Genomic DNA, 23,383 nt, shown 5'->3' with positions numbered 1-23,383 from the left:
TTCCGCCGCTAGATTTTCGATGTTGTCGATGCCGCGCCCCCATGGGCGTTCCGGGCGCCGGCGCCGCTTCTGTCCGGCCGCCTCCCGGGGCAGATACCCTGTACAGATCGGTTTTCGGGGGGATATCCTTTAATCTCCGGGGGCTTGCGGGCAGCGGGCGGTGGCGGACGGCAAACGGTCTTGGGGGGTGCCAACGGCGCGGGCTTCAGGGCGCAGACCGCCCGATCCTCAGCCCAGCCGCTCCTGGAGGGCCTGAAATTCGGCGCTCAGCTTGTGGCGCGGGTCAAAGAAAATCATCGGCTGGGCCGCCGTGTGGGACTCGCGGATCCGGACGGAGGCGGAAATGTAGGGATCCAGGACCGGCAGGCCCTCCTGCCGCAGCGCCGCCACGATTTCCCGGGGTTGGCGGGCGCGTGCCTGGAACTGGTTGACCACGATCCCGGCCACCTCCAGGCGGGGGTTGTGGTCGGCCCGGATTTCCCGGACGTTCTCCAGCAGCGCGTAGAGCGCCTGGCGGGAGAAGTGGTCGCAGTCGAAGGGAATCAGGCAGGCGTCGGCGGCGATCAGCGCCGAGCGGGTGAAGAAATTGAGCGCCGGCGGGGTATCGATGAAGACAGCGGCGTAATCCACCAGACTGTCCAGGGCCTCCTTGAGCTTGAACATCTTGTAGCGCGATTCCAGCTTGCCCTCCAGCTCCGCCATCGCGGGGTGCGCCGGCATGACGTCCAGACCGACAAAGGGCGTCGGGTGGACGCAGCTTTCGGGGCGCTGGGTCTTGAAAAAGGCGTAGAGGGTCTCCTCGAAGTAGGTGGCCAGGGTCGTCTCCAGGTGGCTCGCCCCGGTTCCCAGCAGGTACTGGGTCGAATTGCCCTGGGGATCCAGGTCCACCACCAGGGTGCGCCGCCCGCGGGCGGCACTGACCGCGGCCAGGTTGCAGGCGATGGTGGATTTGCCCACCCCGCCCTTCTGGTTGAAAACCACCCATCGCTTCATGCTGGACTCCCCCTTGCTGCGGCGCTCAGGCCCCGGCGGCCGAAAACGCCCGCTGGACGATCTCCCGGGCCTCGGTTTGAATTCTCTGGAGGTGCGAGCGGCCGTTGAAGCTCTCCGCGTAGATTTTGTAGACATCCTCGGTGCCCGAGGGGCGGGCGGCAAACCAGCCGTTGGCGGTGACCACCTTGAGGCCGCCAATGGGGGCATCGTTTCCAGGGGCGCGGGTCAGTTTGGCGCAAATCGGCTCACCGGCGAGCTCCGCGGCCTGGACGTCCTCGGGCGCGAGAGTGCTCAGGACCGCTTTTTGGGCCGCCGTGGCCGGCGCATCCAGGCGCTCATAGAGCGGGTCGCCGAATTCAGCCGCCAGTCGCCGGTAGAGCGCCGCCGGGCTCCGCCCGGTGATGGCGGTGATCTCGGCGGCCAGAAGATCCATGGCGATGCCGTCCTTGTCGGTGGTCCAGACGCTGCCATCATGCCGCAGAAAGCTCGCCCCGGCGCTTTCCTCGCCGCCAAAGGCGCAGCTGCCGTCAATCAGACCGGGGACAAACCACTTGAAGCCCACCGGCACCTCCCACAGGGTTTTGCCCAGATGGGCGGCCACCCGGTCGATCATGCTGCTGCTCACCAGGGTTTTGCCGACCCGGGCCTGCGGCCGCCAACGGGGGCGGTTCTGGAAGAGGTACCAGACCGCCACTGAGAGGTAATGGTTGGGGTTCATCAACCCCCCGTCAGGGGTCACGATGCCGTGCCGGTCGCCGTCCGGGTCGTTGCCGAAGGCAATCTCAAAATCGGCCTTGAGCCCGATCAGGCCCGCCATGGCATACGGCGAGGAGCAGTCCATGCGGATCTTGCCGTCCTTGTCGAGGGTCATGAAGCCGAAGGTCGGATCGATTTCGGGGTTGACCACCGTGATCTGCAGGTTCAGGGCCGCGGCCAGGGGCTCCCAGAGACCGACGGTGGCCCCGCCCATGGGGTCGACCCCCATCCGGATTCCGGCCGAGCGGATCGCCGCGACATCGATGATCTGCTCCAAGTCCTGGATGTACGGGGTGAAAAAATCATGGGGCCGGACCCCGGGGGCCTTGAGCGCCGCCTCATAGCGCAGCCGTCTAACCCCCCGGTTGTTTTCCGCCAGCAGTTGGTTGGCGCGTTTCTCCACCCAGCGGGTGACCTCGGTGTCCGCCGGCCCGCCGTGGGGAGGGTTGTACTTGAAGCCCCCGTCTTCGGGGGGGTTGTGCGAGGGGGTGATCACGATGCCGTCGGCACGCGGCGCCGCTTGCCTCCGGTTGAAGGCCAGAATGGCGTGGGAGACCACCGGGGTGGGGGTAAAGCCGCCCTGATGGTCGATCATGACCGTCACCTCATTGGCGCTCAGCACCTCCAGGGCGGTGATGAAGCAGGGCTGCGACAGGGCGTGGGTGTCCATCCCCAAAAAAAGGGGGCCGCTGATGTTGTTGGCCCGCCGATAGTCGCAAATTGCCTGGCTGGTGGCCAGGATATGGTCCTCGTTGAGGCTGTTTTTAAGGGCCGAGCCGCGGTGACCCGAGGTGCCGAAGCTCACCCGCTGGGCGGGGTCCGCGGGGTCCGGGTGGCGGGTGTAGTACGCGCTGACCAGCTGGGGAATATTGGCCCGGATGGATGCCGGGGCGGGCCTTCCGGCCCGGGGATGCAGCGCCATGCATAACCACCTTTCTGAACCGTCGCAAAAATTTGACTTCGTCGGGTTGCGGTTACACTATATCTTGTCTATACGTATGCCATTTTCAGGAAATGATCCGGGGCGATCGGCAAACTCCTTGGATTTCAAAATAGAATCAAAGACCGCCGCCCGTCAAGCTTTAAGTAGCCATCAAACAGGTCCCGCGATGCCAGAACCGAAGCGCTCTTCACTGCTCTGCCCCAACTGCCGCAAGCTGATCAGTGCCGACGAGCCCCGCTGCCCGCACTGCGGCACCTCCCGGCCCGCCGCCCTGTGGCGCAACAACCCCTGGACCCGCGGGCTCGGGCGCGAGGAGACGCTGGTCAACTGGGTGGTTTTTCTCAACGCCGGCATGTTCATCCTCGCCTTGCTGCTCAACCCGGGCGACACCCGGGTGTCGCTGAACCCCCTGACCGCTTTGGCCCCATCGGATCTCAGCCTCCTGCATCTGGGGGCCACCGGGACCATTCCCATCGACCGCCTACACCGCTGGTGGTCCCTGCTGACGGCAAATTACCTCCACGGCGGCATTCTCCACATCGTCTTCAACATGATGGCCTTCCGGCAGCTGGCGCCCTTTGTCATCCGCGAGTACGGCCCCTATCGCATGATCAGCCTCTACACCCTGAGCGGCGTGGGCGGCTTCCTGGTGTCCTACCTGGCGGGGGTGGCGCTGACCATCGGCGCCTCGGCGGCGGTCTGCGGCCTGATCGGTGCGGCCCTTTTCTACGGCAAAAACCGCGGCGGCACTTACGGTCAGGCGGTTTACAAACAGGTCAGCGGCTGGGTTTTGGGGCTGTTCGTCTTCGGGCTGCTGGTGCCCGGAATCAACAACTGGGGGCATGGCGGCGGTCTGGTGAGCGGTGCCCTGCTGGCCTACCTGCTGGGCTACCGCGAACGCCGACCGGAGACCCTCTGGCATAAATCCCTGGCGGGCATCTGTGCCGCCCTGACCGTCCTGACCCTTGGCTGGGCCGCCCTGAGCGCCCTTGTCCTGCGGTTTGCGGCCTGAAACCGACCCGGGAGCCCCCCAGCCTCATGGAACTCCAGCAAAAACTCGCCCTGCTAAACCGGATCGAGGCCCTCTACGATGCCTATGCGGGCACCCTGGCGCTGGCCTGCCGGAAGGGCTGCCACAGCTGCTGCACCCGTAACGTGACCCTGACCACTCTGGAGGCTTACCGGCTGCTGGAGGGGCTTTCCCTGGAAGTGCGCGGCCCCCTCCTGGCGCGTGCAGCAGCCCAGGCCGGCAGAAACCGCTTCCGCCCGACGGTCACCACCAACCAGCTGGCGGAGCTCTGTCTCGCGGGCGAAGACCCCCCGGCGGAAGACGCCGACCCCGCCTGGGGTCCCTGCCCGTTGCTGACCGACGCCGTCTGCCCGGTCTATCCACTGCGCCCGTTCGGCTGCCGCAGTTTCGCCTCCCTTCGCGGCTGCGCTCAAATCGGCTGCGCCGAGCAGACCCCGCTGATGGTGACCGTCAACACGGTTTTCCTGCAGGTCATCGAACACCTCGACCAGACGGGCTGCAGCGGCAACTTTTCAGATCTGCTCCGGGTTTTGGCCCCCGCTGACGCTCGCCGGGCCTACCGCCAGGGCGCCCTGGGCTGCGGGTCAAACGGCCTGATCCGAAACCGCCCCGTCAGAATCCTGATGGTCCCCCCCGAGCACCAGGACCCGCTGCGCCCCTGGGTGGCGCGACTCCAGCGCCTGCTGCACGCGGCTGAACGTCCCGGCCCGACGTGAGACCCCCGCCGGCCGCCGGCTTTTTCAGGCAAACCTTTCGGGGACAGGGGCCGATAAAGGGAAAAGTCACCTTTTTTGCGGGCAAACGGAGTTGCCGAATGAACCCGATCTTGCGAAAGCCCCTGGTTCTCTGCGTCATCCTGGCGGGTCTGGGGTTTTGGCCGAACCTTTCGCAGCCGGCGTTTTACAAGTACGTCGATGAGAACGGCCAAACCCGCTATGTGGACGACGCGGCCAAAATCCCGCCGCAATACCGTGAAAACCTGACCACCTACAAGGAGCGCTATGACGACCTTGCACCGGAGGAGCGGGCGGCCCTGAAACACCGCGAGCGCCTGCAAAAGGCCCCCGCCGGGGCGGCGCCAAGGGCCGTCGGCACCCCCGCCGAAGCGGCCGCCAACCGCCCGGAGCACTTCACCGGCGGCAGGCAGGACGGCGAAATTTACGAAACCAAGGTGATCATCCGGGGCAACCAGGTACTGGTGCCGGTCACCCTGGACTACGAGGGCAATCAGGTGGAAACGCTGCTGCTCCTGGACACCGGTGCATCACTGATCGCACTGCACGAGGAGGTCGCCCAGGGCTTGAAAATACGCAGCACCCAGCAGGCGACGGCGCAGGTGGTGGGCGGCAAAAACATCCCCTTCAAACTGGCCACCCTGAGCTATGTGCAGGTGGGCCCGGTGCGCGTCAAGAACCTGCGCGCGGGGATCATCCGCCACAGCGGGGCCACGCGATTCAAGGGGCTGCTGGGAATGAATTTCCTGCGCAACGTGGACTACAGCATCGACTTTGAACGGCAGGTCATCAAATGGCGCCTGTGAGATCCCCGGCAATCCCCACCGCCGCCTCCCGGGGGCATTTTAACCGGCGGCTTGGGGCCTGAGCCGAGCCTCCGGCGGCCATTTTGGGCCTGACTTTCAGAGGTTCAGCAGACGGGCGGCGTTCCCGCCGCAGATCCGCTCGCGGTCGTCGTCGGAGATCCTGGCGGCCGCCATTTCCGCGAAATATCGGGCGGGGCCGAGGAGCGGGTAGTCGCTGCCGAAGAGAATTTTTTCGCTGCCGACAAGTTCACAGGCCACCCGATACACATCCGGGTCGTAGAGATACGGCGAAGCGGCGGTGTCGAAGTAGACGTTTTGCAGCGCGGCCTTGACCTCCCGTTTGAGCAGCTGATAGAAAAAGAGCCCGCCCCCCCAGTGGGCCAGCACGATCTTGTTTTCGGGGAAGCGCCTGACCAAATCGTAGATCTGCCGCAGGGTGTTGGGGGTCTTGCCGGGATAGAGATGACCCACCGGCTCGTTGGTATGGATCATGGCCACCAACCCGTTGGTCAGACACAGCGCCATCAGGGGCGCCAGTTTGTCCAGGGCGGCGGCGTCGATGCCGGACTGATAGAAGGCCAGCTCTCCGATGCCTGCCAGCCCGCCTTCCAGGCAGCGCCGGGTTTCGGCTTCGGCCTGGGGGCTGAAGGGATCCAGACAGCAGAGCCCCACCAGCCGCCCGGGGTAGCGCCCCACGGCCTCCATCACATAGTCGTTGTTCAAACGCGCGATCCGGGCATCACGCCAGGGGAAACCGAAAACCACCGACCGGTCGACCCCCTGGGCATCCATTGCGGCGACCAGCTCCCCGGCCCCCACCAGTCTGGCTTTGGGAGAGGCGTAGAGCAATTCGAAGGCCGGCTCCCCCCGGAAATATTTTTCCCGGTTCTGGCGCACCGCCGCCGGGAAGATGTGGGTGTGGCAATCGATGATCATCGTGGTTGCCTCCTTGACAGGCATAAGTAAAATCCAACGCGCTGGCCGAGCAGCTGCCGGGCGGCGTCGAGATCAGAGGTGAGCGGTGTTTTTTCTGGTGGGCGGAATTTCACCTAAAACCGTCGTTTTGGACCCGGCAGCCCGCCGCTGTCCGGCCTGCGGTCTTTTTCAGGCCCGCTTGCAGCGGGTGGACCACTACCTCAACCTGTTCTTCATCCCGCTGTGGCGGGTAAAAAAAGGGGCGCCGCTGCTGGTTTGCAGCCGCTGCGGGACCCTCTCGGACCCCGAGGCCGCGTCCGAAGCCGCCGTCGCGGCCCCCCCGGGCGAAACGTGCAGCCGCTGCGGGCGGGCGCTGGCAGCCGACTTCCGTTACTGCCCACACTGCGGCCAGCGGCGCTGAGGATCAGACCTGGCGCACGTGGTACTCGCTGATCCGGTTGCCGTCCTTTTTCTGAACCGTCACGATGAAGGACCCGATGGGAATCTCCTCCTTTTCCTGGGGGATCTTGCCGATCTGGTTGAGCACGAAGCCCGAGAAGGTGTCATACTCCTTGGACTCCGGGATCTCCATGGGAATCTTTTCATTGACCTCCTCGACGTCGGTCTTGCCCAGAACGATCCATTCCTTGTTTTTCAACCGGACAATGCGGGCCTCCACCTTGTCGGTTTCGTCGCTGATCTCCCCGACGATCTCCTCCAGCACGTCTTCCAGGGTGATCAGGCCGGCCACCCCCCCGTGCTCATCGACGACAATCGCCAGATGGCTTTTGCGGCGTTTGAATTGGCGCAGGAGGGAATCCAGTTTTTTGTTTTCCGGCACGAAGTAGGGCGGCTGCATCAGTTCCCGGACATCCAGGGGCGCGCTGGCGGTGAGATGCCGCATGAAGAGGTCCTTGATGTTCAGGATCCCCACCACGTGGTCGATGTCCCCGCGGATGACGGGAATCCGGGAAAAGCCCGATTTGACGATCTCATCCACGCGCAGCTCATCGTCGGCGTCGATGACGTACATGTCCGCCCGCGGGGTCATGATTTCATAGGCATTGGTGTCGTCAAACTCGAAAATGTTGTGAATCAGTTCTTTTTCCTCCTCCTTGATCTCGCCCTCCTCCTCGACCACTTCCACGAAGGTCATCAGCTCCTCTTCGGTGACGGTGGGAGTCCTTTTGATTTTGCCGGTCAGTTTCGGTATGAAATCGAGGAACTTGATCAGGGGAAAAAAGAGGATCGACAGCCAGAAAATGGGCAGGATGACGATTTTGGAAATCAGGATGTTGTTGCGGGTGGCAATGGATTTGGGGAATATTTCGCCGAAGACCAGGATGAGAAACGTCATGCCGCCGGTGGCGATCCCCACCGCCTGGTCCTGGAAATAGTCCAGGGCGAGCGCCGTGGCCAGGGATGAGGCGCCGATATTGACCATATTGTTGCCGATCAGGATCGTGGCCAGCAGCCGGTGGGGGTCCTCCTTCATCCGCATGATCAAGAGGTTGGTTTTGCCCGCCATTTTACCCAGGTGCCGGGCTTTGACCCGGCTGATGGAAAAAAGGGCGGTTTCGGCGGATGAAAAAAAACCGGAAAAAAAGAGCAACACAACCAGAATGAGGATCTGATCGAGCATGTTTGTTGTTTTTCCTGCCTTGGCGATCCCGCCAACCGGGTCTCAATTTACCCGAAAATATAGAGAAATCATGCGCCTGTGTCAAACAAGAAACGCACCGCCGGCGGGCGGCGGCGGAAAAGGGGGGATCACGCCCGCTTCCCGCCGGGGCAGGCGCCGGTTGGCGCCAAGCTGCCCACAAGAGAGCGCGGTCAGATGAAATGCGAACGCCATGTTGTGCTCATCACCCCCGAGGTCCATTGGAACACCGGCAACATCGGGCGCACCTGCCTCGGGGTCGGCGCCAGGCTGCACCTGATCAAACCCCTGGGCTTTTCCCTGAGCAGCAAGGCGCTCAAACGGGCCGGGCTGGATTACTGGCAGCGGGTGGACCTCAAGGTCTGGGAGAACTGGGAGGCCTTCAGCGCCAGCCAACAACCACTGCCTGAGGAGATGGCCCTGCTGAGTAAAAACGGGTCCCAGCCCTTCTGGGAGATCACCCCGGCCAACCGCCAGTTCCTGATTTTCGGCTCGGAAACCGGCGGCCTGCCGGCTTTCATTCGCAGCCGCTACCCTCACCGCACCTACCATATCCCCATCTCGCGCCAGATCCGCTGCCTGAACCTGTCCACGGCCGTCGGCATCGTCTTGTACGAAAGCCTGCGGGCGAGCGGCATCGCGCATGAATGGCCCTCGGCCGCTGTCGGGGCAAAGGGCTGACGGGGGGGTTGCCCGGGGCAAGACCGGCTGACGGCCCCAGCGAAATCCCCGGGGCGAGATCCGGTCGTGGGTGGGGGTGCAGCGGGGCGAGGTGCGCCGATTCTGGGTGTTGCTTGCGGGGCAATCCGCGGTGGCGGGCGGTTGAAGGAAGAGCAGGCGCGCAGCGGGCCACAGGCAAAACGTCAGGGGCTGCAGACACCGACACTTTGCAGGCGGCCGCCGGCTAATCGGCCGACCCGCAGCAGAATCAGCGGCAAGCGCCGGCGCCCTTGCAAGCGGTTGGGGGGCACCGGCAATGGGCTTGGGTCGTGGAAAACGGCGGCTGGCAGACGCGTTTATTTCACCGCCAGGCTGGCCATGAAGTTTTTGACCATCCGCTCGCGATCGTCATCGCTGATGGTCTGCGGCAATTTTTCCAGCACCCGGTCGATCGCGGCATCCACCAGTTCGTTGCGGAATTTCTGCCGCGCCCTGAGGATCTGGCCTTCCACCCGGCGCTGGGATTCCAGCAGCATGTTACGCCCCTGCTGACGGGCGTCCTCGATGATGCGCTCCTTGCTGTTGACCCCCAGGTTGATGATGCGCTCCTTCAGTTCGGCCAGTTGGGCGCCGCCTTCCTCCAGTTGCCGGGTGGCCTGCTTGGCCTGCTCCGCGGCTTCCTGATGCTGGGCTTCCAGCTGCTGGATTTCGATGGAAAGCGCCTGTTTGCGGCCTTGCAGGAAGTCCATGAGGGGTTCGCGGGAAAATTTGACGATGACAAAGGCCAGCAGAGCAAAGTTGACCCAGCGCATCACCAGATCATAGGTCGGCCGCCAGCCCCCGCTGCCCTCGGCCGCCAGTGCGGCCCCCGCCGCCAGCAGCACAAAGAGGCAGGCCAAGGCCGCGATCCGGGCCCATCCATAGCGTCTATCGCGGCGCTTCATCGGGTTAACCTCCGGTCCAGCAGTTTTTCCATGATGCTCAGCGCAAGGCTCTCGGATTCCCGTTCAAGTTTCTCGCGGGCCGCCGCCAACTGGTCGATCACCGCCTGTTGGGTCTTGCTCCTGAGGCTTTCCATTTCTTTGCGGACGTCCTTGATGATTTCCGAAGCCCGGCGCAGCCCCTCGTTTTCCATCTCTTTGGTGGCCATCAGGGCCTCGTTGCGCACCATTTTTTCACGCGCGGCCAGTTCCTTCAGCAGGCGGTTCATTTCCTTTTCCGCCTCCACGATATCCAGCTTCATCTGGTCGAGATAGCCGGCGCGCTCGGCCATGGTCCGGCGCAGGGGCTGAATCAGGATCCCGTTGATCAGAAAAAGGAAAATCAGGAAGGAGATCAGCTGCACCACCAGCGTTGCGTTGATGCTGATAAGGGCGATGTTGCTGACAATCTGGAAATCCATATCCCATCCACCCGGTGTAGGAAAAACCCGTTATTGGATAAAAGCGGCGTCCGCCGCCGGCAGCCCGCCGCTGAGACTGACGGGCTTTCTGCCATTGGCGGGAGCGATCATCAGACCACAAAGAGCAGCAGCAGGGCGATCACCAGAGAGTAGATACCGGTGGATTCGGCCACGGCCTGGCCCACCAGCATGGTTCGGGTCAGCAGGCCCGCTTCCCGGGGGTTTTGGCCGATGGCCTCGCACGCTTTGGCCGCCGTCATCCCCTCGCCGACACCGGGGCCGATGGCGCCCAGCCCCATTGCAATCCCCGCTCCCAAAAAAGCCGCTGCTTTGACAAGGTCCGCACCTTCAATTGCCATGGTCTTCCTCCTCGTTTATCCGTCGGTCACGACGATTTTGAATGCGACTGCAACTGTTCCCAAGTACGCGAGCACAAAACGGCCGGCGTACACAGGACCACTAAACCACAAAGATCAGCACCAGGCTGACCACCAGGGCATAAATCGCAGTGGACTGCGAAACGGCCTGGCCCACCAGCATGATTCGCATCAGGTCCGCGGCACTGGACAGGTTGCGGGCCACCCAGCGCACCGCGCCTTCCGCGGCCATCCCGTTGCCCAATCCCGGCCCGATGCCGCCGAAGCCAGCACACAGGCCGGCGCTCAGGAGCGCCATGGCCGTTTGGATCTGAGCGGTCTCGGGCCACACCTTGAAGATCAGAATAAAACTTACCAGAAGGCCGAAAATGGCGGGGGTTTGGGCCACCGCCTGGCCCACCAGCATGATCGTGGTGAGGTTGCCGACCGCCTCCGGCTGACGGGCGACGCCCTCGCAACTGGCACCGGCGGCCATGCCGCCGCCGTAGCCCGAGCCGATGGCGGCCAGTCCGGTGCTGAGCCCCGCACCCACCAGCGCTGCCCAGTTGGGATTCAGGGGCGCCGCGGAAAAGTTCATGAAGAGCAAAATAAAGGCCACCACCAGCGAGAAGATCGCCGGGGTCTGACAGACGGCGGAGCCGATCAGCATGTTGGTGGTCAGCCGGCTGGCGACCGCCGGCTGGCGCGAAAGCCCGAAGCACGCCTGCCCGCCGGGGAATCCGGACCCGATCCCCGAACCGATGGCCCCGAAGCCCATGCTGAGACCGGCCCCCAAAAACGCCGCGGCCTGAATCATACTGGCATTGCTCGGGTTCATGAAGAGCAGCAGAATGGCCACCACCAGGGCGAAAATGGAGGCGGACTCGGCCACGGCCTGGCCCACCAGCATCGTTTTGAAGATATCGCCGGAGATCTTGGGGTTTCTGGACACGGCCAGATTGGCCAGGGAGGCGGTATAGCCTTCGCCGATGGCCGCCCCGATGGCGCCGAAGCCAATGGCCATTCCCCCGCCGATGAATGCGGCGACCTTAACCCACGCCTGCGCATCGAATTCCATCATCTATTTCACCTGGATGGAAATGTAAACAAGTGTTAGCATTGTAAAAACGAAGGCCTGCACCGTACCCACGAAAATCCCGAAAAAGGCTATCAGAAACGGCGGCAACACAAGACTGTAGCACAGGTAGGACACCACCAGGATGATGATCGAGCCCCCCATGATGTTGCCGAAAAGGCGGAAGGAAATGGAGATGATCTTGGCCAGTTCGCCGATCACATTAAGCGGCATCATGAAAAAGACGGGCTGGAAATATTCCTTGGCGTATGCCTTGAATCCTTTGGAGCGGATGCCGGCATAGTGGGCGATGAAAAACCCCATGATGCCCAAGCTGAGGGGGGTGTTGAGATCCTTGGTGGGCTCTTCCAGGTGCGGGAAGACCCCCAGCCAGTTGGAAAAAACGACGAACATGAACACCGAGCAGATCAGGGGCGCGTATTTCTCGACGTACTCCTTGCCCAGGGCATCCTCGGTGAGCTGGTAGAACTGCCCGACGAAGAGCTCTCCCAGGACCTGCATGGAATGCGGCAGCATTCCCCTGCGCCGGGTCATCATGACCCCGAAGAAGAGCAGCACGCCGATGACGATCCAGGTCATCAGGATGACTTGCAGATTGAAGGTCAGGTTTTGACCGCCGATGGTAACGATCAGCTGATTTATTCTTCCCAAGTCCCCCATAGTACGTTTCCTATGCCCGAGAGTGCCGCGCTGCGCGCAGCGAACGCCAGAGAGGTTCCAGTAGAATGACCGCCTGCACCATGAAGATCCCGCCCACCGTGGCCCAGAGGTTCAACTGCTCCAGCTTGAGGGCCAAAATGACCGGCACCGCCAGCAGCAGGTAGCGCGGCACAATGCCGCCGAGAGCCCCCCAGAAAGCCCGCCGCCGGGTGGGCTGCAGCCGCAGGTGCAGCGTGGCGCCCATGAGAACGAAATTGAGGATGCTGAAAAGGGTCCCCAGCAGCAGCCCTTTGCCGATGGGGCGCGCACCGGCGACGATGCAGATGCCGGCCGCCACCAGGGCGACGGTCATGGCGCGGGTCCCCACCCTCTTTTGCAGCTCCCTAATTTCGGTCGTTTCGATCTTCATCGCCGGGCTCGTCTTTGGGTTTGGTCACTTCCAGGATCTGGCGGTAAACCACGTTGGCGCCGCCGGCAATCCCCAGCAGGGTAAAGATGGTGATGAACACCCCTTTGGTGCCGAACCAGGCATCAAGGGCTTTTCCGATGAAGAAACAAAAAAAAATGCAGCCGGCCATGGTAAGACCGAGCTGCAATACAATGGTGAGGTTTTCGACCCAGGGTTGGTTTTTCTTGTAGTTGAAACCCATGCTGTGGATTCCGGCATCCTGTTCACCTAAGGGGGCGTTGGTTTCCCGGCGACAGTTTCAATCGCTGAAAACAACCGTTGACGCCTTGATGAAATGAAGAACGCGTGTTCGGCTGGAGCTTCCTGGAACCGTAGGATCGGGTCTCCTTCGCGCAGCAGGGGGCCTGGAATGATCTTGCGGTTGAAAACTGAATGCGCTGTGCAGAGTGCCTTTAGCAAATCGCATCGGCCCCTGTCAAGCACCCCGCTCGTTTTATTTTCACTTGCGGCAGGCTGCCGCCGCGGTCACCGGGCAAAAGGCAGAAAGTCCTCAAAAATAAATTGAAAAAAAAGAATCAAATGGTAATACTCTGATAAAGATTGCGAACAGCGAAATCCCCCATGCCCATCTCCGCATCCGAAAAACTGCGCCGCTTGCAAAGTCAATTCGCCGGTGAGGACCAGGTCCTGATCCTGATCAATGCCGACCCCGATGCGATTGCGAGCGCCATTGCTCTAAAGCGCCTGCTGTGGCGCAAGGTTGCCGGGGTGACCATTGCGCACACCAACGTCATCACCCGGCCGGACAACTTGAACATGATCCGCCTGCTGGGGGTTTCGTTGGTGTTTATCGGGGAAATCGACTTCACCCGCTTCACCCGTTTGGCCCTGGTGGACTCCCAGCCCAACCACCACCCGGCCTTTGCCGAGTTGAACTTCCAGGTGATCATCGACCACCACCCCGACACGGGCATCAAGGCCCCTTTTGTGGACATTCGGCCGCGCTACGGGGCCACCGCCACGATGATGACCGAATACCTGAAAGCCGCCAAGATCAAGCCGTCCGCCAAGCTGGCGACCGCTCTTTACTACGCCATCAAGACCGACACCGATGATTTCAGGCGGCAGGCTGTCATTGAGGACGTTCGTGCCTTCCAGTATCTGTTTCGCCACGCCAATATCCACATGGCCCGCAAGATCGAGCAGAGCGATCTGAAACTGGAGTTCCTCAAGTATTTCAAGCGCGCTTTCAATCAGATGCGCATCCGCAAGGGCCGTGTTTTCGTTCACCTCGGGGCGGTCAGCAACCCCGACGTCTGCGTGCTGGTGGCCGATTTTTTCATGCGCGTGGCCTCGGTCGGCTGGAGCATCGTCTCGGGAACCTGCGACAAAAAGCTGATCATCGTATTCCGAAACGACGGCATCCGCAAAAACGCCGGCAAAGTCGCCAAGAAGAGCTTTGGCGCCCTCGGCTCCGCCGGCGGGCACAAGAACATGGCGCGCGCCGAACTGGCCCTGGACGCCCTGCAAGGGGAGGTCAACCGCCACGACGAGCGCAAGCTGTTCCTGTGGATCATCAAAAAAATCGAGAAACGGGCCGCTTGAAGGATGACGGACGCAACACCGGACATAACCGTGACCGTCCTGGGTTCCGGGACCTGTGTTCCATCGCTGGAGCGCAGCGCGTGCGCTTTGCTGCTGACAACCGGGGGCTTGCGCCTGCTGCTGGATGCGGGGCCGGGCACCATGCGCAGGCTGTTGGAAAACGGGACCCGGATCCATGAGGTGACCCACCTGCTGCTCAGCCACTTTCATCCCGACCACAGCGGAGAGCTGGTGCCGTTTCTGTTTGCCAACAAATACCCTGACAGCAGCCTGCGCCAAACCCCCCTGACGCTGGGCGGGGGCAAGGGGTTGCGGCGGTTTTTCAGCGCGCTGCAGAGCGCTTACGGCAGCTGGATCGACCTGGGCAGCGCCATGCGGCCCCTGATGGAATGGGACAGCCCCGCGGGGGATGCCTGCCAGTTCGGTCCGGTGGGCCTGTCCACCGCCCCCATGGCCCACAACCCGGAAAGTCTCGCCTACCGGGTCACCGGTCCAGGGGGCGGCTCGGTGGTCTATTCCGGGGACACCGACCTGAATGACGCCCTGGTGACCCTCGCCCGCGATGCGGACCTGCTGGTCTGCGAGGCGGCCCTTCCCGATGCCCACAAGGTTCCCGGTCATCTGACCCCCTCCGAGGCCGGCCGGATAGCCGCCCGGTCGGGGGTCCGGCGCCTGATGCTGACCCACTTCTACCCCGAATGCGAGCGGGCCGACATGGCCGCCGAGTGTCGTCGGACCTACTCCGGACCGCTGATCCTGGCCCACGACCTGCTGACCGTCGTCGTCGGCGCGCGGCCCTGAACGCGCACCCCGGATGGTGAACCTCCATGCGCTACTACCCGATCAACCTGGACATTCAAAACCGCCCCTGCCTGGTGGTGGGCGGCGGTGCGGTGGGCCACCGCAAGATCAACGGCTTGCTGAAATGCGGCGCACGGGTGACGCTGGTCAGCCCGGAGGCGTTGCCGGCGCTGTCTGAAATGGCCGGCCGCGGCGTCATCGCATGGCACCGGCGGCCTTACCACCCCACCGATCTGGACGGCAAGCTGCTGGTCATCGGCGCCACGGACGACGAGGCGCTAAACCAACAAATCAGCCGGGATGCGGCCGAACGCGGGATTCTCTGCAACATCGCGGACCGACCGGCGGTATGCAATTTCATCCTGCCGGCGGTGATCGCCCGCGGCGACCTGACCATCACGGTCTCGACCTCGGGCCGCAGTCCGGCCTTCGCCAAAAAATTGCGTCGAGACCTCGAAACGGCCTTCGGCCAGCCGTATGCCGAGTTCCTGGACCTGATGGGGGCCATCCGCGCCAAACTGCTGGCCGAGACGCATGCCCCCGAGGCCCACAAACCCCTTTTTGAAAAACTGATCGAAGCCGACCTGCTGGATCTTGTCCGCAGGCGCGATTTTGCCGCAATCGACGCCCTGCTGAAAGACGTGCTGGGGGAAGGCTTCAGCGCCCGCAGCCTGATCCGGTTTTCCCCCGAGAGCGACCGCCAGCCGTAGTCCTCGCGGCTCAAAAGGCCCCCGGCCAAATGGCCGCTTTCACCTGACAAAGCCCCTCCCGGCTGCGGGACCGGCGGCCCTGTGGCCCGGGACGGCAGCGCGGAGACTTATTACCCGTGGAGGTCAGCATGAGCAAAACCGCCTTTCTTTTTCCCGGCCAGGGCTCCCAGGCCGTGGGCATGGGCCGGGACATATACCACGCCCATGGGTTTGCCCGCGATATTTTCGCCATGGCCAACGAGATCGCCGCAACAGACATCGCCCGATTGTGTTTCGAAGGCCCCATGGCCGATCTCACCCAGACGGTGAACCTTCAGCCCGCGGTGACGGCCGTCAACCTCGCCTTTCTGGCCGCCATCGAGGAGGCCGGTATTTCCGCGGAGATCGTGGCCGGCCACAGCCTCGGGGAGTACAGCGCGCTGTGCGCCGCCGGGGTTGTCTCCCCCCGGGACGCCCTGCAGCTGGTGCAGCGGCGCGGCGAGCTGATGCACCGCGAGGCCACCCGCCACCAGGGGGCGATGCACGCCGTCATCGGCCTGACCATCGCCGAAGTCCAGGAACTGGTTGCCCAGGGCGCTGCCGCCGGTCCCGTGTCGGTGGCCAATCACAACACCGAAAGCCAGATCGTCATCACCGGCGCCCCCCAGGCGGTTCAAAAGGTTTCCGCGCTGGCCGCCGCCAGAGGCGCCAAGGCTGTCGCCCTGAAAGTCAGCGGGGCCTGGCACAGCGAACTGATCCGCGGGGCCGAAAAGGATTTCGCCGACTTTCTGGAAACCATCGCCTTCCAGCCGCCCCGGGCGGAGGTACTCTTCAACGTCACCGCGGCCCCGGCCCAGGCGCCCCAAAGCATCCGCCAGATCATGGCGCGCCAGCTGTGCAGCCCGGTGAAATGGTTCGATATCGTCCGCCGGCTGATGGCAGTTGAGGTGACGACCTTCGTGGAGGTCGGACCGGGAAAAGTTCTCACCGGGCTGTTGAAGAAAATCCTGCCGGCGGACTACCCCCAGCGATTCTTCAACGTGAACTCCCTGAAAGCCCTGGATGACTTTCTGAGCGCCGTCATCTGAGGACGCCTTTTGGCAAGCGCCCCGCGGGTTGCGGAAAGCCGGCCGGTGCGATTCCCGCAGGAAACGGGGCCGCACCGGCCGGCGGTTTTATTCTTTACAAAACTCCCAAAGGGGCTTATAAAAACGAATTTTAAATTTGATTATGCGGTAGATAGTCGAAAACCAGACGGTTTCGAAAAAAGCTCAAGCTCAAGGCGCGCAAATCTCAGCGGCGTGAGGCGCACTCATGTAAGCCGCAGCGACATCGAGATGCGGCGCAACGCAGAGATTGGACTTTTTGCGGAACCGTCAAATTTGGATAACCGCTCTTTGAGGTCTGACCATGAAAAAAGAAGAGATGGACGTCTTTAAGGCGCAGCTGACCCAGCGACTGGAAGAGCTCTTGTCCCAGGCAGATGAAACGGTCACCGGCATGACGGCCCAGAAAGAGAACTTTCCGGATCCCACCGACCGCGCCTCCCTCGAGTCCGACCGCAATTTCATGCTGCGGATCCGCGACCGCGAGGCCAAATTGATCAAAAAGATCAAAAAGGCCCTCGAACGGATCGAAAACGGCAGCTTCGGGATCTGCGAAACCTGCGGCGAGGAGATCTCCATCGAACGCCTGAAGGCACGGCCCGTGACCACCCAGTGCATCGAATGCAAAACCAAGGAAGAGGCGCTGGAGAAATCTCTGGGCTTATGATGCCGGCCAGATGATCGATCTTCATATTCACTCCACCGCATCCGACGGAACCCTTCAGCCCCATGAGATCATCGCCCGGGCCGCCGCTCTGGGACTCCAGGCCATCGCCATCACCGATCACGACAGCCTCGAGGGGGTCAAAAGCGCGCTGCGGCAGCCGATCCCGCCGGCCCTGAAGTTTCTCACCGGGGTGGAGATCAGCGCCGCAACGCCGCCGTTCATCCGCCTCGCCGGCAGCTTTCACATCCTGGGCTACGGCATCGACCCTCAGGACCCGACCCTGAACGATTCCCTGCAAGTCCTGCGCACATCCCGGGAAAACCGCAACCCGGCGATCATCGCCAAGCTCAATCGGCTGGGAATCGACATCACCCTGGCCGAGGTCAGCACGGCGGCGGGGGAATGCCAGCTGGGGCGCCCGCACATCGCCCGCGTGCTGGTCCAAAAGGGGGTGGCAGCCTCCATCGACGAGGCCTTCAAACGCTTGCTTGGAGCCGGCAAACCTGCATACGTGGACAAACACCGGATCAGCTGCCGCGAGGCGCTGCAATCCATTCGCGACGCTGGAGGGGTGCCGGTGCTGGCCCACCCCGGACTGCTGAGCTTTGAAACCCGCTGCGGGCTGGCGGATGCCGTGATCGGGCTGATGGAGATGGGCCTGATGGGCCTTGAGGTATTCTACCCGGAACACAGTCCGGCATTCACCGAAGCCTGCCGGCGGATAGCCCGCCGGCACGATCTGCTGATGACCGGTGGAAGCGACTTTCACGGCGACCTCAACCCGGAGATCGCGCTTGGCATCGGCCGGGGCGATCTCAACGTCCCGTTTGCCCTCTACGAAGCCCTGGTCCGACGTCTGCAACCCGCCGCCCGCCGATCTGCGCGATGACCCCGTTTTCCCGCCCATGAACCCGGAGCCGCTGTCGTTATTGGAGAATAGACTGGCCTACCGCTTTCGCCAGCCGGCACTTTTGGCGGAAGCCCTGCGCCACAGCTCGCTGGTCAACGAGCAGCCCGAAGCCGGCCCGGCCCTGAAAGACAACCAGCGCTTGGAATTTCTGGGTGACGCCGTTTTGAATCTCGTGGTGAGCGACCTGCTGATGGCGCGTTTTCCAGCCTGGCGGGAGGGTGAACTTTCGCGCAAGCGCGCCCAGCTGGTCAACGAGACCCAGCTCGCCGCGATTGCCCGGCAGCTGGCGATCGGCCCGCATCTCCAACTGGGCAAAGGCGAGCTGCAAAACAACGGCCGCGAAAAAAGCTCGATCCTGGCCGACGCACTGGAGGCCGTCATCGCGGCCGTTTACCTGGACGGTGGCTTTACGCCCGCCAGCACGCTGGTCCGCGGGTTTTTTTCAGGCCTGCTGCAATCGCCCGCGGAGGCCCGCCTGAGCCGGGACTATAAAAGTCAGCTGCAGGAAATGGCCCAGCACCATCACAAGCTCACACCGGTCTACGAGGTGATTGCAGAAACGGGCCCGGATCACGACAAAACCTTTATCGCGCGGGTGACCATCGGCACCTTCCAGGCCACCGGAAGCGGGAAAAGCAAAAAATCGGCCGAACAGGCCACCGCCCGCAGCGCACTGGAAAAGCTCGGTGAACAGACCTGAGAGCCCCCGGCCCACCGCGGGGGGGATGGCCGAAGGCCCACCACGGCCGTTTATCGTCCCGCTGTTTCTGCCCCAGGCCGGCTGCCCTTTCCAATGCGCCTTCTGCAACCAGCGCCACATCAGCGGCAAGCCCCGAGGCGTCCCGGAGTCCGCAGCCCTTCGACGGCAGATCGAGCGGTTTTTGGGCTACCGCGACGCGCGCCGCGGAGAAACCCAGATCGCCTTCTACGGCGGTAATTTCCTGGGACTTGAACAGGCGTTGGTGGAAGAACTGCTGACCCTTGCCCAGGGCTACGTCGCCGCCGGCCAGGCGGCCGGCATCCGATTTTCAACCCGCCCCGACAGCGTTGACGCCCGCCGGCTGAAATGGATCGCCCCCTTCACGGTCGCCACCATCGAACTCGGGGTGCAGTCCATGAACGACCGGGTGCTGACCCTGGCCCACCGCGGCCACAGCGCCGCCGACACCGCCGCGGCCATGGTTCGCCTGAAAGCGGCGGGGTATCGGATCGGGGCCCAGCTGATGGTGGGGCTGCCCGGCGACAGCCACGCCCGCAGCCTGGCTTCGGGCGAGGCAACCGCCCGGCTGGGGCCGGATTTCGTACGCATCTACCCGACACTGGTGCTCCGCGGCAGCCGGCTGGCGCTCGCCTACCGGCGTGGGCGCTACGCGCCGTGGTCCCTTACGCGCTGTGTCGCGACCGTCAAAGACCTCTATTGTCTCTTCCAGGCGCGCGGCATCCCCATCATCCGCATGGGGCTTCAGGACGCTGCGGATCTGCAGGACGGCCGGTCCGTCCTGGCCGGACCGTACCACCCGGCCTTCGGCCACCTGGTTTTGTCGGAGGTTTTTCTGGACCGCGCCAGCGCCTGCCTTTCCCGGGCCTCTGCAGCCGGCGGGACGGTCTGCCTGCGGGTTCACCCGCGGTCGGCCGCGCGCCTACGGGGCCACAAAAACCGCAACCTGGAAATCCTGCGGCGCCGTTTCGACCTGGACGGCATTCAGGTGCTACCCGACGACCGGCTGGGGCTGAGTGCGGTGACCGCAGAGCGGCTGGAGGCACCCTCCGGATAGACAGCGGCCCTCTGGCGGCCTTGCACCTGGGCGCCGGCCGCGGCACTGGACACTTACACTTACAGGGGTTCCATGCACCCGGGCCAGATCGTTCCGGGAGGCCGGCCGGCGGGTTCACTCCTCCGTCAGACGCACCACCAGTACGGGCTTTCTGGATTTTCGCAGCACGCGCCGGGCGGTGCTGCCCATCACGGCGTCGGCAATCAGGCCGTGGCCGTGGGTGCCCATGACGATCAGGTCGCAGTTGCTTTCCTCGGCCTGGGCCAGGATGACATCCACCGGGTTTCCGCGCTTGACCATGATCTCGTCCATCCCGAAGTCCTGTTCGGCCCGGGCCGCTTCGGCAAACTGCCCCAAGGCCTCACCGATGGCGCTGCGCCCGCTGTTACGCTGCTTGCCGATCAGGATGCTGCGCGCATCCTCTTCATTTCGGCGCTTGATTTCCTCCCACTTCTCGGCATCGATGTAGCCGGCCAGCTTGGAATCCATTCCGGGGTCTTCGCTCATCACGTGCAGGAAGGTGATCTTGGCCTTGTAAAGGTTGGCCAGGCTCACGGCATAGGCAAAAGCGCGGCGGGCGCTTTCGGAAAGATCCGTGGCGTAGAGAATTTTTTTAACCTCGACTTTGGGCAGTTCCATTTCGCACCTCTCTCCGGTTGCAGGATCACGCTGCTGGCCTTCAGTCGGCGTGGCGGTTGTTGCGCCGCGCCCGGCAAGGTCCCTGACCCAAACGACGGCCAGGGCGTAAGCGCAGGTATCGGGTGCCGATCGCCATCGGCACGCGGGTTTTTACAATGGGTAGGCCGCGGCGTCTGGCGCGGCGGCGGGGGTGCCGGTGGGCCAACGGCCGAAGACGGCCGAGAGCTACATACCGGACTTGTAGAACTCCTCAGGCTCGGTCACCTCGCCGGGGCGCTTGGTATAGGCGGTGGGCGCGGTTCCCTCCTTGAAGCACTCGAAAAGGGTGCTGGCGGATTCCGCGATCGGCAGCAGCCCGGTTTGGGCGTCGATCTTGGCAAACACGACCCCGTCTGGCACCGGAAAAACGCGCACCGGTTTGTCGGCCAGTATTTTTTGCATGAAACCCAGCCAGATGGGGCTGGCCGCGCGCGCGCCGGTCTCCAGTTTGCCCAGCGAGCCGCCCTGGTCGAAGCCCACCCAAGTGCCGGTGATGTAGCGCGGGGTGTAGCCCACGAACCAGGCGTCGTAAAGGTTGTTGGTGGTGCCGGTTTTGCCCGCCACGGGCCGCCCCAGGGCCGCAACCCGCTTACCGGTGCCGCCTTTGACCACGCTCTCCAGGAGGCTGGTCATGATGTATGCGGTGTCCTGATCGATGACCTTGGCCTTCAGCGGCCGGTTTTCTTCGAGGACGTTGCCGTCACGATCGACGATTTTGGTGATGAAGATCGGCTCCAGCAGATAGCCCAGATTGGCGAAAACCGAGTAGGCGTTGACGATCTCCAGCAGCGACACACCCGAGGAGCCGAGAGCCAGCGACAGATCCCGGCTGAGCGGCGATTGGATTCCCAGCTTGCGGGCGTAGGCAATCGCGTAGTCGATCCCGATGTCCTGGAGAATCTTGATGGTCACAACGTTGCGGGATTTGGCCAGGGCCTCCCGCAGCAGGGTCGGGCCGTGGAATTTTTCGCCGTAATTTTTGGGTTTCCAGGTGAAATCCCGCTGGGCGTCCTGGTAAACGATGGGGGAATCGATCAGCACCGTCGCCGGGGTGTAACCCTTGTCCAGGGCCGCGGCGTAGATAACCGGCTTGAAGGCCGAACCGGGTTGCCGGCGCGATTGAATCGCCCGGTTGAACTGGCTTTCGGCAAAATCCCGGCCGCCGACCATGGCTTTGACATGGCCGGTCTCGGCCTCGATGCACAACAGCGCCGCCTGAGCCTCGGGGGTCTGCTCCAGGGAAAGCGGCCAGACGCCGTCCCGGCCCCGGGGAGCCCGCAGCGTGACCCAGATGACGTCCCCCACCGCCAGGGCCTGCCCCGGCCGCTTGATCCGGCCGGCATACCAGGGCACGTCAGGGTTGGGCTTGCGCGCCCAGGCCATATTTTCCAGGGGGATCACGCCTTTCTCGTCGCCCATGCGCACCGTGACCCGCTTGCCGGGGTCATCCACGTCGATCACCACCCCCCGGACGGTTTGGCCCTCTTCCAGGGGCGCCTCGGCCTGCTCGTCGCGGAGTCCGGCGCCAAATGCCGCCATCGCCTCGGGTGCCAGGTGCACGATGGGACCCCGGTAGCCCTGGCGCTTGTCCAGCTCCGAAAGCCCCCGGGTGATTTCGGCCTGGGCGATTTTCTGCATACCGATATTGACCGCCGTGAATATTTTCAGGCCGCCGGTGAGCAGGGCCTCTTCGCCATATTTTTTCTCCACGTAGCGGCGGACGTGTTCGGTATAAACCGGCACCTTCTCGATGTACCAGTTGCGCCGCGGCTTGACGTCAAGCGGGAAGTTGATGGCCTCACTGGCCTGAAGCTCGGTGATATAGCCCTCGGCCACCATGCGGTTGAGAACGTAGATCTGGCGCTCCTTGGCCTTTTCCCGGTTGCGAAACGGCGAATAGCGGCTCGGCGCCTGGGGCAGACCCGCCAAAATGGCGCATTCGGCCAGATTCAACTCCCGTGCGGGCTTGCCAAAATAATTCTCGGCGGCCGCCTCGACCCCGTAGGCCCCGTGCCCCAGGTAAATCTGGTTGAGGTAGAGGTAGAGGACCTCATCCTTGGTGAAGGAGCTGTCGATCCGATAGGCCAGGATCGCCTCCTTGACCTTGCGCTGATAGCTTCGCTCGGGGCTCAGAAAAAAGGATTTGGTGACCTGCTGGGTGATGGTGCTGCCGCCCTGGACGATGGCGCCGGCCTCCAGATTTTTGAAAAAGGCCCGCAGGATGCCGATCAGGTCGATGCCCCGGTGCTTGTAAAAGCGGCTGTCCTCGGCCGCCACGAACGCGTGCAGCAGCATCTCGGGCATCTCCTGGAGGGGCAGCACCTTGCGGCGCTCCTTGAAAAACTCACCGATTTTACGGTTGTCGTCGGAGAAGACGGTGGTGATGATGGGGGGCCGGTAATCTTTGAGGGAGGTGATTTGGGGCAGATCCTTGGAAAAATAGGCATACAGGCCGGCGGCGGCGGCCGCCCCCAGGATCAGGATCACCAGGGCCGTCCAGAAAAACCCGCGCAACAGTTTGCTGAAAGCGCCGCCTGCGGCTTTTTTGCCCCGTCTGCGGGTGATCTCGGCGCTGCTTTTGCGTGTGACCATGGAAAGGGGGCCTCCCTGAAAAACCCTGGGAGCGGAAGCGGGGGATCCCCCGCTTCCGCTCCGCTGCCGAATGCCGCGCTATGGTATCAAACATCGCCGCCGGGGGCAAGCGGCTTGAGCGGCGCGGCTGCCGCGGCGGC

26 protein-coding genes are annotated in these 23,383 nt (G+C 63.3%); 13 read left to right on the top strand and 13 right to left on the bottom strand.

What is annotated here, in order from left to right; all coding sequences use genetic code 11:
• Window positions 1-228 precede the first annotated feature (228 nt).
• Entirely contained in the window at window positions 229-993 is a 765-nt protein-coding gene (locus LJE63_09440; GenBank protein MCG6906839.1) for a ParA family protein, read from the bottom strand.
• A gap of 25 nt (window positions 994-1,018) precedes the next feature.
• Window positions 1,019-2,671 (bottom strand): phosphoglucomutase (alpha-D-glucose-1,6-bisphosphate-dependent), encoded by a 1,653-nt coding sequence (gene pgm, locus LJE63_09435; GenBank protein MCG6906838.1) that lies wholly within the window; start codon window positions 2,669-2,671, stop codon window positions 1,019-1,021.
• Between the two features lie 187 nt (window positions 2,672-2,858).
• Here pgm and LJE63_09430 point away from each other — a divergent pair, with 187 nt between their 5' ends.
• From LJE63_09430 to LJE63_09420, 3 genes are all read left to right on the top strand, one after another.
• Window positions 2,859-3,704, top strand: coding sequence for a rhomboid family intramembrane serine protease (locus LJE63_09430; protein MCG6906837.1), 846 nt, complete (start codon window positions 2,859-2,861; stop codon window positions 3,702-3,704).
• 26 nt (window positions 3,705-3,730) lie between these two features.
• A complete protein-coding gene (locus LJE63_09425; protein ID MCG6906836.1) occupies window positions 3,731-4,438 on the top strand; it encodes a hypothetical protein in 708 nt (235 codons plus the stop codon).
• Between the two features lie 98 nt (window positions 4,439-4,536).
• The gene (locus LJE63_09420; protein ID MCG6906835.1) at window positions 4,537-5,262 is read left to right on the top strand and encodes a retroviral-like aspartic protease family protein; all 726 of its coding nucleotides are present in this window, start codon (window positions 4,537-4,539) and stop codon (window positions 5,260-5,262) included.
• A 96-nt stretch (window positions 5,263-5,358) separates the two neighbouring features.
• Here the strand turns inward: LJE63_09420 and LJE63_09415 are convergent, their stop codons facing one another.
• Window positions 5,359-6,198, bottom strand: a complete 840-nt coding sequence (locus LJE63_09415) for an amidohydrolase family protein (protein MCG6906834.1) — start codon at window positions 6,196-6,198, stop codon at window positions 5,359-5,361.
• Window positions 6,199-6,283: 85 nt separating this feature from the next.
• Between LJE63_09415 and LJE63_09410 the strand changes: the two genes are divergently transcribed.
• Window positions 6,284-6,598: a zinc ribbon domain-containing protein gene (locus LJE63_09410; GenBank protein MCG6906833.1), complete on the top strand. Its 315-nt coding sequence runs from the start codon at window positions 6,284-6,286 to the stop codon at window positions 6,596-6,598.
• A 3-nt stretch (window positions 6,599-6,601) separates the two neighbouring features.
• On the opposite strand, the gene LJE63_09405 is transcribed toward LJE63_09410, so the two are convergent.
• Window positions 6,602-7,819 carry a hemolysin family protein gene (locus LJE63_09405; protein MCG6906832.1) on the bottom strand — a complete coding sequence of 406 codons (1,218 nt, stop codon included), beginning with the start codon at window positions 7,817-7,819 and terminating at the stop codon, window positions 6,602-6,604.
• A 195-nt stretch (window positions 7,820-8,014) separates the two neighbouring features.
• Between LJE63_09405 and LJE63_09400 the strand changes: the two genes are divergently transcribed.
• Window positions 8,015-8,518 (top strand): tRNA (cytidine(34)-2'-O)-methyltransferase, encoded by a 504-nt coding sequence (locus LJE63_09400; protein MCG6906831.1) that lies wholly within the window; start codon window positions 8,015-8,017, stop codon window positions 8,516-8,518.
• Between the two features lie 335 nt (window positions 8,519-8,853).
• On the opposite strand, the gene LJE63_09395 is transcribed toward LJE63_09400, so the two are convergent.
• The 7 genes from LJE63_09395 to LJE63_09365 all read right to left on the bottom strand — a co-directional run bounded on the left by LJE63_09395 (window position 8,854) and on the right by LJE63_09365 (window position 12,661).
• The gene (locus LJE63_09395; GenBank protein MCG6906830.1) at window positions 8,854-9,441 is read right to left on the bottom strand and encodes an ATP synthase F0 subunit B; all 588 of its coding nucleotides are present in this window, start codon (window positions 9,439-9,441) and stop codon (window positions 8,854-8,856) included.
• Window positions 9,438-9,899 carry a hypothetical protein gene (locus LJE63_09390; GenBank protein MCG6906829.1) on the bottom strand — a complete coding sequence of 154 codons (462 nt, stop codon included), beginning with the start codon at window positions 9,897-9,899 and terminating at the stop codon, window positions 9,438-9,440. The genes LJE63_09395 and LJE63_09390 overlap by 4 nt, the downstream gene beginning before the upstream one ends.
• Window positions 9,900-10,009: 110 nt before the next feature.
• Window positions 10,010-10,258 carry an ATP synthase F0 subunit C gene (gene atpE, locus LJE63_09385; protein MCG6906828.1) on the bottom strand — a complete coding sequence of 83 codons (249 nt, stop codon included), beginning with the start codon at window positions 10,256-10,258 and terminating at the stop codon, window positions 10,010-10,012.
• A gap of 100 nt (window positions 10,259-10,358) precedes the next feature.
• Entirely contained in the window at window positions 10,359-11,336 is a 978-nt protein-coding gene (atpE, locus tag LJE63_09380; GenBank protein ID MCG6906827.1) for an ATP synthase F0 subunit C, read from the bottom strand.
• Window positions 11,337-12,011, bottom strand: a complete 675-nt coding sequence (gene atpB, locus LJE63_09375; protein MCG6906826.1) for a F0F1 ATP synthase subunit A — start codon at window positions 12,009-12,011, stop codon at window positions 11,337-11,339.
• A 10-nt stretch (window positions 12,012-12,021) separates the two neighbouring features.
• A complete protein-coding gene (locus tag LJE63_09370) occupies window positions 12,022-12,420 on the bottom strand; it encodes an ATP synthase subunit I (protein ID MCG6906825.1) in 399 nt (132 codons plus the stop codon).
• The gene (locus tag LJE63_09365; protein ID MCG6906824.1) at window positions 12,395-12,661 is read right to left on the bottom strand and encodes an AtpZ/AtpI family protein; all 267 of its coding nucleotides are present in this window, start codon (window positions 12,659-12,661) and stop codon (window positions 12,395-12,397) included. Before LJE63_09365 ends, LJE63_09370 begins: the two co-directional genes overlap by 26 nt.
• Window positions 12,662-13,041: 380 nt before the next feature.
• On the opposite strand from LJE63_09365, the gene LJE63_09360 reads away from it, so the two are divergent.
• The 8 genes from LJE63_09360 (at window position 13,042) to LJE63_09325 (ending at window position 19,973) form a co-directional block, all read left to right on the top strand.
• On the top strand, window positions 13,042-14,025 hold the full coding sequence (locus LJE63_09360) for a DHH family phosphoesterase (protein MCG6906823.1): 984 nt from the start codon (window positions 13,042-13,044) through the stop codon (window positions 14,023-14,025).
• A gap of 3 nt (window positions 14,026-14,028) precedes the next feature.
• Window positions 14,029-14,826 carry an MBL fold metallo-hydrolase gene (locus LJE63_09355; GenBank protein ID MCG6906822.1) on the top strand — a complete coding sequence of 266 codons (798 nt, stop codon included), beginning with the start codon at window positions 14,029-14,031 and terminating at the stop codon, window positions 14,824-14,826.
• A gap of 26 nt (window positions 14,827-14,852) precedes the next feature.
• Entirely contained in the window at window positions 14,853-15,536 is a 684-nt protein-coding gene (locus LJE63_09350; protein MCG6906821.1) for a bifunctional precorrin-2 dehydrogenase/sirohydrochlorin ferrochelatase, read from the top strand.
• Window positions 15,537-15,664: 128 nt separating this feature from the next.
• The gene (fabD, locus tag LJE63_09345) at window positions 15,665-16,603 is read left to right on the top strand and encodes an ACP S-malonyltransferase (protein MCG6906820.1); all 939 of its coding nucleotides are present in this window, start codon (window positions 15,665-15,667) and stop codon (window positions 16,601-16,603) included.
• A 322-nt stretch (window positions 16,604-16,925) separates the two neighbouring features.
• Window positions 16,926-17,288, top strand: a complete 363-nt coding sequence (dksA, locus tag LJE63_09340; protein ID MCG6906819.1) for an RNA polymerase-binding protein DksA — start codon at window positions 16,926-16,928, stop codon at window positions 17,286-17,288.
• Between the two features lie 10 nt (window positions 17,289-17,298).
• Window positions 17,299-18,177 carry a PHP domain-containing protein gene (locus LJE63_09335; GenBank protein ID MCG6906818.1) on the top strand — a complete coding sequence of 293 codons (879 nt, stop codon included), beginning with the start codon at window positions 17,299-17,301 and terminating at the stop codon, window positions 18,175-18,177.
• Between the two features lie 40 nt (window positions 18,178-18,217).
• Window positions 18,218-18,898 carry a ribonuclease III gene (rnc, locus tag LJE63_09330; protein MCG6906817.1) on the top strand — a complete coding sequence of 227 codons (681 nt, stop codon included), beginning with the start codon at window positions 18,218-18,220 and terminating at the stop codon, window positions 18,896-18,898.
• Complete coding sequence (locus LJE63_09325) at window positions 18,885-19,973, top strand: radical SAM protein (protein ID MCG6906816.1); 1,089 nt, start codon at window positions 18,885-18,887, stop codon at window positions 19,971-19,973. Before rnc ends, LJE63_09325 begins: the two co-directional genes overlap by 14 nt.
• 114 nt (window positions 19,974-20,087) lie before the next feature.
• On the opposite strand, the gene LJE63_09320 is transcribed toward LJE63_09325, so the two are convergent.
• Window positions 20,088-20,612 carry a universal stress protein gene (locus LJE63_09320; protein MCG6906815.1) on the bottom strand — a complete coding sequence of 175 codons (525 nt, stop codon included), beginning with the start codon at window positions 20,610-20,612 and terminating at the stop codon, window positions 20,088-20,090.
• 225 nt (window positions 20,613-20,837) lie between these two features.
• On the bottom strand, window positions 20,838-23,243 hold the full coding sequence (locus LJE63_09315; GenBank protein ID MCG6906814.1) for a PBP1A family penicillin-binding protein: 2,406 nt from the start codon (window positions 23,241-23,243) through the stop codon (window positions 20,838-20,840).
• Window positions 23,244-23,383 lie beyond the last annotated feature (140 nt).

Source organism: Desulfobacteraceae bacterium (genome assembly GCA_022340425.1).
GTDB lineage: Bacteria > Desulfobacterota > Desulfobacteria > Desulfobacterales > JAABRJ01 > JAABRJ01.
Note: the sequence above shows the minus strand (reverse complement) of the source record. Positions and strands in the feature narration are given on the sequence as shown.